Annotated in this window: 8 protein-coding genes; 5 read left to right on the top strand and 3 right to left on the bottom strand. The window is 73.4% G+C overall.

Annotated features, from left to right (window positions below; all coding sequences use genetic code 11):
• Nucleotides 1–68: 68 nt before the first annotated feature.
• Nucleotides 69–1028: an aromatase/cyclase gene (locus tag ABTZ54_RS32255; protein WP_351670173.1), complete on the bottom strand. Its 960-nt coding sequence runs from the start codon at nucleotides 1026–1028 to the stop codon at nucleotides 69–71.
• 26 nt (nucleotides 1029–1054) lie between these two features.
• Nucleotides 1055–2701 carry an FAD-binding oxidoreductase gene (locus tag ABTZ54_RS32250; protein ID WP_351670170.1) on the bottom strand — a complete coding sequence of 549 codons (1647 nt, stop codon included), beginning with the start codon at nucleotides 2699–2701 and terminating at the stop codon, nucleotides 1055–1057.
• A gap of 342 nt (nucleotides 2702–3043) precedes the next feature.
• Between ABTZ54_RS32250 and ABTZ54_RS32245 the strand changes: the two genes are divergently transcribed.
• Genes ABTZ54_RS32245 through ABTZ54_RS32235 form a run of 3 tightly spaced genes read left to right on the top strand, consistent with a single transcriptional unit; the run spans nucleotide 3044 to nucleotide 5491 of the window.
• Complete coding sequence (locus tag ABTZ54_RS32245; protein WP_351670167.1) at nucleotides 3044–4039, top strand: ATP-binding cassette domain-containing protein; 996 nt, start codon at nucleotides 3044–3046, stop codon at nucleotides 4037–4039.
• A 2-nt stretch (nucleotides 4040–4041) separates the two neighbouring features.
• Nucleotides 4042–4812, top strand: a complete 771-nt coding sequence (locus ABTZ54_RS32240) for an ABC transporter permease (protein ID WP_351670164.1) — start codon at nucleotides 4042–4044, stop codon at nucleotides 4810–4812.
• Nucleotides 4813–4855: 43 nt separating this feature from the next.
• Complete coding sequence (locus ABTZ54_RS32235; protein ID WP_351670161.1) at nucleotides 4856–5491, top strand: DsbA family protein; 636 nt, start codon at nucleotides 4856–4858, stop codon at nucleotides 5489–5491.
• Between the two features lie 50 nt (nucleotides 5492–5541).
• On the opposite strand, the gene fabG is transcribed toward ABTZ54_RS32235, so the two are convergent.
• A complete protein-coding gene (gene fabG / locus ABTZ54_RS32230) occupies nucleotides 5542–6327 on the bottom strand; it encodes a 3-oxoacyl-ACP reductase FabG (RefSeq protein WP_351670159.1) in 786 nt (261 codons plus the stop codon).
• Nucleotides 6328–6498: 171 nt separating this feature from the next.
• Here fabG and ABTZ54_RS32225 point away from each other — a divergent pair, with 171 nt between their 5' ends.
• The gene (locus ABTZ54_RS32225; RefSeq protein ID WP_351670157.1) at nucleotides 6499–7317 is read left to right on the top strand and encodes an NAD(P)H-binding protein; all 819 of its coding nucleotides are present in this window, start codon (nucleotides 6499–6501) and stop codon (nucleotides 7315–7317) included.
• A 124-nt stretch (nucleotides 7318–7441) separates the two neighbouring features.
• Nucleotides 7442–8647: a class I SAM-dependent methyltransferase gene (locus ABTZ54_RS32220; RefSeq protein WP_351670154.1), complete on the top strand. Its 1206-nt coding sequence runs from the start codon at nucleotides 7442–7444 to the stop codon at nucleotides 8645–8647.
• The last annotated feature ends 42 nt before the right edge of the window (nucleotides 8648–8689 follow it).

Raw genomic sequence — 8689 nt, 5'->3', positions numbered from 1 at the left:
AGGCTTGTGGGACGTTCGAGGGGGGGGGCGGACGGCTTCACCGGTCCTCCCCCCTCTTCGTACGTCCGTCAGTCCCCGTCCCTCCGGGCGTGGGCGACCGCGTGTTCCATGGTGACGGTGCTGTTGCGGCTCAGGGCGCCGCGTACGAACGCGCGGGCGTCGGCGACGGTGGCGTCCGGTCCCAGGACCTCCGTGACAGCCTCCTCGTTGAGGACCACGGTGTGCACGGAGGTGACGCTGCCGCCCGGTTCCTCGCCCTCGCCGTGCTCCCGGAACAGCCACGCCCCGGTGTGGGCCGTCATCAGGGCGGGGGTGACGAGCTGTTTGTAGACGATCCTCTCGTGCGGGAAGCAGATCCGTACGGAGCGCGTGGTGTGCGAGGAGCCGTCCGCGGTACGGGTCTCCATCTCCAGGGTCTGGACGCCGGGCGTCTCCTCGGACAGGGCGGCGCGGGCCACGTGGGGCAGCCGCTCGGGCCAGCGGCCGGCCTCGTCCACGAAGGCGTAGGCCGCCTTGACGTCACCGGTGAACTCCACGGTGTCCGCGAAGGTCAGGACGAGCTCGGCGCGGGTCTCGGCCTGTTCGGCGGCGGTGCGCAGCGCGGCCAGTTCGGCGGCGCTGTTGTGGTCGATCGCGCGCCGGATCCACGCCGTCTTCTCCGGGTCGTCGTCGACGGCGCGGAAGTCGTGCAGCAGCCGCACCCGGCTCTCGGTGGCGGAGAGCGGCTCGACGATCCACTCGCCGCCCATGGCGGCCACCGGCGGCTGGGAGACCTCCTGGCGGAAGCGGACGCCGAGTCCTTCGCGGTCGAGCAGGCGGTGCGAGGTCCAGGTCTTGACCTCGCCGTTGGCGGTGGCCCAGATCCGGATGCGCTCCTCCGTCTCGCCGCGTTCGACGTGTTCGGCGTGGACGGTGGGCGGGAAGGTCTCCGGCCAGCGGCCGATGTCGACGATCAGGCCGAAGACGCGCCGCGCCCCGGCGGCCACCGTGATCGCGTGTTCGGTGTGGTGGGTCACGGGATGTGCCATGGTCCTCCGTCCGGCTCCACTGCGGGTCAGTGGGGCCCCAGCGTCGGTCCCCGCTCTGGACGGCGGCTGGAGAACGGCTCGGGCGGGCGGACGGACAGGGCGTGGTGGAACAGGTCGAGCGGGTCCCAGCGTTGCTTGGCGCGTTGCAGCCGCCGGTGGTTGCCCCGGTGGTAGAGCGTGCTCCAGGGCACGCCCGAGGTGTTCCAGTCCGGGTCGGCGAGGTCGGTGTCCGGGTAGTTGAGGTACGCGCCGCCGTTGGCGTCGCCGGGCACGGGCACTCCGCCGGTGTCGGCGTGCAGGTCCCGGTAGAGGCCGCGGACCCAGGCCAGTTGGCCTTCGGTCTGCCGCTCCTCGCCCCAGAGGGCCTCGTGGACCACGCTGAAGAGGCAGTCGCGGTGGGGCATGGCGGTGGCGTCCGGGCGGACGGTGTTGATGCGTCCGCCGAGGAAGGTGAGGTAGACGCCGGCGGTGGCGAACTCCTCGCCGCCCCGGTTGAGATGCGCGTGCAGGACGCCGGCCTGCCGGTCCGTCCAGGGGGTGCGCAGCAGCGTCGACTTGGACTTGAAGCGGGCCCCGCCGGGCCATTGGACGCCGCCGAGCACCGACTTCAGCCAGGGTGTGGTGGCGCCGGTGGCCGTGTACGGGGCTCGGACGGCGCCGGTCAGTTCGGCGACGAAGGCGTCGAGGAGCTGTGCCGCGCGGGGCCGGGAGGCGTCGAGGGCAGCGTCCACGGTGATCCGCCCGCTCGCCCGGTGGCCGAGGGTGAGTCCGCTGGACAGCTCCGCGTACGGCGAGTCGAGCCCCGCGTGCCGCTGGTGCCAGTCGCCGTGCGCGCGCAGCAGCCTGACGAACGCCTCCCGGTCCAGGTCCTGCCACTGCCAGCCGAGGGAGACCGACCGCACGGCGGCGGGCGGCCCGGGCAGCAGGGCGCCGGGGGCGCCGGTCGCGCCCGGTGAGCGGAAGAGGTAGCGGGTGACGACGCCGAAGGTGCCTCCGCCGCCTCCGGTGTGCGCCCACCACAGCTCGCGCTCGGCGCCGGTCGAGTCGCGGGTGGCCTCGACGAGCCGGGCCCGGCCCGACCTGTCCACGACGACGACCTCGACGCCGTACAGGTGGTCGACGACAAGCCCGTACCTGCGGGAGAGCGCCCCGTACCCGCCGCCCGCGACATGGCCGCCGACCCCGACGGTGGGGCAGCCGCCGCCGGGGAGGGTCACGCCCCAGCCCAGGTAGAGCGTCCGGTAGACCCGTCCGAGCGTGGCGCCGGACTCGACGGCGAAGAGCTCGCGCTCCGGGTCGTACGCGACGCCCGTCATCTCGGAGACGTCGATGAGGACCCGTACGGCGGGGTCGTCGACGAAGCCCTCGAAGCAGTGGCCGCCGCTGCGGACGGCGATCCGCCTGCGGTCCCGGGCGGCCTGGTCCACGGCCTGGACGACCTGCTCGGCGGAGCCGACGAGGTGCACCACGTCCGGGGTCCCCGTGAAGCGGCCGTTGTGTCCGCGGGTGGTGAGCTCGGTGTAGCGGGGGTCGTCCGGACCGATCGTCACCGGGCCCAGGGGCGGCGGACCGCCCGCCGGGCGCGGGGCGGCCTCGGCCGTGCCGCCGAGCAGCGCGGCGCCCCCGGAGGCCGCCGAGAGTTCCATGAGCCGTCTGCGGGTGAGTCGTACCAAGGGATGCACCGCCCTTCCCGGGCGGCCCGACGGCCGCCTCGCCTGTCGGCGGCCAGCCTGGGCGGCGCCGCTGGCGTACCGCTGGAGGGGTGCTGGACGCGTGGGAGAGGCGCGGGCGTGGTCGCGCGGGAGGGGTGTCGAAGGCCGGTTCGAGGGACGGGCCGGGACTGTCAGCAAGGCTGACAGTGACGTTATTGACGCTTCTAAGCTCTCAGAAGTCAAGAGCCCAGAGCATCTGACTTCCCCTCGGCCTGTCCGGGGCCGGACCTCCGGCCCTCGCGGAGCCATGACCACCGTGCCCTCCCAGGCTCGCCCCTCCACCACCCCCGTCCGGGAGAACCCATGATCCACACACGCGGACTCGCCCGCAGTTTCCGCGCCAAGGGAGAGACCGTCGAAGCCGTGCGCGGCCTCGATCTCGACATCGACGCGGGATCCGTGGTCGCCTTCCTCGGCCCGAACGGCGCCGGGAAGACCACCAGTCTGCGGATGCTCACCACCCTGCTCCCTCCGACCTCCGGCACCGCGACCGTCGCCGGGCACGACGTCGTGACCGACCCCGCCGGGGTGCGCCGCCGCATCGGCTACCTGGGGCAGGGCAACAGCGCCGGCACCACCTTCCGCGTCACCGACGAGCTCGTCACCCAGGGCCGCGCGTACGGACTCGGCAAGGCGGAGTCCCGCGCCCGCGCCGAACGCCTGCTGGCCGCCCTGGAGCTGGAGGGCCTGGCCGCCCGGACGGTGGGCACCCTCTCCGGCGGCCAGCGGCGCCGCCTGGACATCGCCATGGCCCTGGTCCACGAGCCGGAGCTGCTCTTCCTCGACGAGCCCACCACCGGTCTCGACCCGCACAGCCGCGCCAACATCTGGGAGCACGTGCTGCGGCTGCACAAGGAGCTCGGCACCACCGTGGTCTTCACCACCCACTATCTGGAGGAGGCCGACCTCTGGGCCCGCCGGGTGCTGGTCGTCGACCACGGCCGGGTGATCGCCGACGACTCCCCCGAGAACCTCAAGGCCGACCTGGCCGGCGACCTCGTCACCGTGGGGACCGCCGACGCCGCCGACGCGGGGCGGGCCGCCGAACTCGCCCGTGCCCTGCCCGGTGTGCGGGACGTGACCGTCGAGGACACGGAGGTGCGGGTGCGCGCCTCCGACGGCGACGTCCGGCTGCCGGTGCTGCTGCGCCGCCTGGACGCGGCCGGGTTACGGGTACGCAGCGCCCGGCTGGCCCGCCCCACCCTCGACGACGTCTTCCTGACCCTGACCGGCCGCACCCTCCGGGAGAGCGCCGGTTCCGCCACCGACGACGCCGCCACCGCGGACCACGGAGCCTGACCATGAAGGTGATCAACGACACCCGCACCGCGTTCGCCCGCGAAATGTGGCCCGAACTGCGTCAGCCCGCCGGCCTCCTCTTCACCATGATGCTGCCCTTCCTGTTCCTCGGGCTCTTCGCACCGCTCCTCCCGAACATGGGCACGGGCGGCGGGACCGGAACGGGCTCCCCCTGGCAGTGGTTCGTGCCCGGCATGCTCGTCCTGCTCGGCCTGTCCGCCACCGCCGGGGCCGGCGCCTCGCTGCTCAACGAGATGTCCTCGGGCGCCTTCGAGCGGATGCTCGTCACCCCGCTCAACCGTGCCGCCATGCTCGTCGGCCGGGCCCTGAAGGAGGTCGTGGTCCTGCTCACGCAGGCCCTGCTCATCCTCGCCCTGCTGCTCCCGACCGACTTCCGCCTCCATGTGCCCGGCGCCCTGGCGGGGCTCGCCCTGCTGAGCGTCTTCGGCATCGGGATCGGCGCCCTCTCCTTCACCCTGGCGCTCCACTCCCGCAAGCAGCAGACCCTGTTCTACGGCGTGCAGCAGGTGATCTTCTTCCCGCTGCTGCTGCTCTCCGGGGTCCTGCTGCCCATCACCCAGGCCTCGGCGCCGGGCTGGCTGTACGTGCTGAGCCGGATCAACCCCGTGACGTACGTGGTCGAGGCCGAACGCGCCCTCTTCGACGGCCGGTTCACCGAGACCGGCGTCCTGTACGGGGTGGCCGCCGCGGCCGCCATCGCGGTCCTGGGCGTGTGGGCGGGCATCCGCGGCATGCGCAACGCCTCGGTGTGAGCACGCCCGTACGCCGCCCGCCCCACGATCCGAAGGAGGACCGGTGAACGCCCGTACCGTGGACGTCTGGTTCGACCCCTCCTGTCCCTACACCCTGCTGACCTCCCGCTGGCTGCGGGAGGCGGCCCGGGTGCGCCCGCTGGACCTGCGCTGGCACCTGATGAGCCTGACCTTCCTCAACGAGGGGCGCGACGACGATCCGGAGGGGGACCCCGAGGGCTACCTCCTGGTGCCCGCGCGGATCGCCACGGCCGTGCTGCACGAGCACGGGCAGGGGGCCCTGGTCCGCTTCCACGAGGCTCTGTGGGCCGACCGCGCCAAGCGCTGGATCGACGACCCGGCGGTGGCCCTGGCCGCCGCCGGGCTGCCGCCCGGCCTCGCGGCGGCCGGCGCGACCACCGCGTACGACACCAGGCTGCGCGCCTCGCACGCCGACGCGACGGGGCTGCTCGGCCCGCGCGCCGGCACCCCGGTGGTCGCCGTGTCGGACCCGGCGGAGCCGGAGCGGCCCGCGGTGGCGTTCTTCGGCCCGGTCCTCTCCCGCGTGCCGCGCGGGGAGGCGGCGGGGCTGCTGTGGGACGGCACGCTGCTGGTCGCGGGCACCCCCGGCTTCCACGCGCTCAAGGGGACGCCCGCCGACCCGGACCCGGACGTCGGCGCGGCGGACGGGCCGGCGTGACCGGGGGCGGGGCGGCGGGCGCGGGGGGACCGGCCGGAGATTCCGGCGGGTCAGTAATTGCCCAGGCCGCCGCAGACGTTGAGGGCCTGGGCGGTGATGGCCGCGGCCGTGTCGGTGACCAGATAGCCGACCAGTCCCGCCACCTCCTCGGGGGTGCTGTAGCGGCCCAGCGGGATCTTCGCCTCGAAGCGTTCGAGCACCGCCTCGGGGGTGGTGTCCCACACCGCCGCGTACCCCGCGCGCACCCGTTCGGCCATCGGGGTCTCGACGTATCCGGGGCAGACCGCGTTGACGGTGATGCCGGTCCTGGCCAGTTCGAGGCCCAGCGCCTTGGTGAAGCCGACGACGCCGTGTTTGGAGGCGGAGTACGGGGCGCCGAGCACGACGCCCTGCTTGCCCCCGGTGGAGGCGATGTTGACGATGCGTCCGCGCCCGCGCTCCAGCATGCCGCCGGTGGTCAGGGCGGCCCTGGTCACCCGGAACACGCTGGTGAGATTGGTGTCGAGGACGTCGAGCCAGAGCTCGTCCGTCAGCTCGGCGGTGGGGCCGCCGCCGTTGCGCCCCGCGTTGTTGACGAGGATGTCGATCGGGCCGAAGCGTGCGACGGCGGCGCGCACGAAGGCGTCCACCCGCTCCGTGGAGCGCACGTCGCAGCTCTGCCCGTCGGCGTCCACCCCCTCCTCCCGCAGGAGTTTGACGGTCTCGGCGACCGCGTCGGCGTCGCGGGCGCAGAGGAAGATCCGCAGCCCTTCCCGGCCCAGTGCTCGGGCCACGGCGAGGCCGATCCCACTGGTCCCCCCGGTGACGACGGCCACGCGTCCTTCCGCGCCGGTCATGGTCCCTCCCGGATCGTGTCGTGGAGTGCGCGTACGGAGAGGTCCGCACGCCGCCGGAGCGTGGCACCCCGTGCTCGACGGGCGCTGGAGCACGGCAGGAACAGAACAGACCGCAGCACGACACGCACACGACGTACGCACACGGCGTACGCATATGAAGGAGACGACGACATGACCGTTCTGGTGACGGGTGCCACGGGGAATGTGGGCCGGCACGTGGTGAAGGGGCTGCTGGAGGCGGGCGAGGAGGTGCGGGCGCTGACCCGGGCGCCCGAGCGGGCCGCGCTGCCCGAGGGGGTGGAGGTGGTAAGCGGCGACCTCGCCGATCCGTCGAGCCTGGACGCGGCGCTCGCCGGGACCGACCGGGCCTATCTCTTCCCGCTGCCCGGCACCGCCGAGGAGTTCACGGCACGGGCCGCGAAGGCCGGGGTGCGGCGGATCGTCGTGCTCTCGTCGGTGTCGGCCGAGTACGCGGACGGGGACTACAGCGGCGACCACCACACCGCGGTGGAGCGTGCGGTGGAGGCCTCCGGCCTGGAATGGACGCATGTCAGGCCGGGCGAGTTCATGGCCAACCTGCTGACCTGGTGGGCCCCGACGATCCGGGCCGAGAACCTGGTCCGCGCCCCCTTCGGCGCGGCCCGCAGCGCCCCGGTGCACGAGGCGGACATCGCCGACGTGGCGCTCGCGGCGCTGCTCCAGGACGGGCACGCCGGGCGGGCGTACTCCTTCGCCGGTCCGGAGTCCCTGGCCAAGCACGAGCAGGTGCGCACCCTGAGCCGGGTGCTCGGCCGCGATCTGCGCTTCGAGGAGCTGACGGTGGACGGGGCCCGCGCGCTGTGGCTGGGCCAGGGGATGCCGGCGGAGGCGGTGGACTGGCTCCTCCAGGACCCGGTGGACGTGCCGGTGGGCCCGACCGCCGAGCACATCACGGGGCGGCCGGCCCGGACCTTCGCGGAGTGGGTGGCCGACCACCGCGCGGACTTCTGAGGGCGGCGCGGGCACGGACCGGGGAGGGTGCGGCGGCGGTCTCCAGGGGGCGGGTTCAGTGTCGGTCGAGCGGGGCTCAAGGCCCGCCGTCGACCGTGTGCGGGACCTCTCTCTTCCTGGACCCGTGGACCGATGGGACGCCGACATGGTGGACGCCGCAGAGAACGCCCTGATCCGACGCCTGATCCGAGCCGGAGCCGGCACGGACGACGAGATCGACGCCCTGCTGAAGGACGCCGGTCTCGCCGCCGTGGCGCGCGTCCTCGTCGAGGAGGTGCTGTTCCGCTGCCCCGAACCGGCCAACACCACCCCCGTCGACGTGGCGCTCGACCTGACCCACGGCGGTGAGCGGCACACGGCGACCCTGCGCATGGTGCGCGACGAGCCGGTCCGGGTGGTCGCCGACGACACCGCCCGGGTGCGTTCCCGGCTGACCTTCACCGCCACGGGACTGGTCCGTCGGCTCTTCGGGCCGACGGACTCCCCCCGTACCGGGGACTTCACCAACTCCTTCATGCCGACGCCGGAGGATCCCGGGCAGCTGCGTGAGCTCCTCGCCGAGATGAACACGGTGCTGCGCGCGGCGGCCCAGGCGACCGCCACCCTCATGGCCGGCTGCACCGGGCGCTGCCCGGATCTGGGCGAGCTGTCCATCCGGTACGGCTCCGACAAGTGGGCCAGTTTCCACTGGTACACGGCGCACTACGAGCGGCACTTCGCCCGCTACCGCGACCGTCCGGTGCGGGTTCTGGAGATCGGGATCGGCGGTTTCGAGGACGACCTGGGCGGCGGCTCGCTCAAGATGTGGAAGCGCTTCTTCCCCCGGGGCGAGATCTTCGGTCTCGACCTGTACGACAAGACGGCGCTGACCGAGCCCCGGATCACGGCGCTGGTCGGCGACCAGAACGATCCGGCGTATCTCACCGCGCTGGCACGCGAGCACGGGCCCTTCGACCTCGTCATCGACGACGGCAGCCACGTCAACGAGCATGTGCGCACCTCGTTCCGCACCCTGTTCCCCCTGGTGCGGCCCGGCGGTCTGTATGTGATCGAGGACCTCCAGACCGCCTACTTCGGCGACTTCGGCGGCAGCTCCGGCGGTGTCGCCGGGCCCGACACCTCGCTCGGTCTCGTCAAGGAGCTGATCGACGACCTGCACCACCGGGAGCACCGGGAGCCGTCCGTCGGCCGTCCCACCGTGACGCAGAGCACCGTCACCGGGGTGCACGCCTATCACAACCTCGTCTTCGTGGAGAAGGGCACCAACGGGGAGGACACGCTGCCGAGTTGGATGGACGCCGACGTCTGGACCGCGCTCGGCGCCAAGTGAGACCAGCCCCCCTCGGGGGGTCCGTGGGGAGCATCGAGACGG

Source organism: Streptomyces sp. NPDC094032, from assembly GCF_040303965.1.
Lineage (GTDB): Bacteria > Actinomycetota > Actinomycetes > Streptomycetales > Streptomycetaceae > Streptomyces.
This window is presented reverse-complemented; position numbering and strand designations above follow the sequence as displayed.

Bases quoted from the DNA above. Each gene is read 5' to 3' on its own strand.
- ABTZ54_RS32255 (WP_351670173.1), bottom strand. From the start codon at position 1,028: ATGGCACATCCCGTGACCCACCACACCGAACACGCGATCACGGTGGCC.
- ABTZ54_RS32245 (WP_351670167.1), top strand. From the start codon at position 3,044: ATGATCCACACACGCGGACTCGCCCGCAGTTTCCGCGCCAAGGGAGAG.
- ABTZ54_RS32240 (WP_351670164.1), top strand. From the start codon at position 4,042: ATGAAGGTGATCAACGACACCCGCACCGCGTTCGCCCGCGAAATGTGG.
- fabG (WP_351670159.1), bottom strand. From the start codon at position 6,327: ATGACCGGCGCGGAAGGACGCGTGGCCGTCGTCACCGGGGGGACCAGT.
- ABTZ54_RS32225 (WP_351670157.1), top strand. From the start codon at position 6,499: ATGACCGTTCTGGTGACGGGTGCCACGGGGAATGTGGGCCGGCACGTG.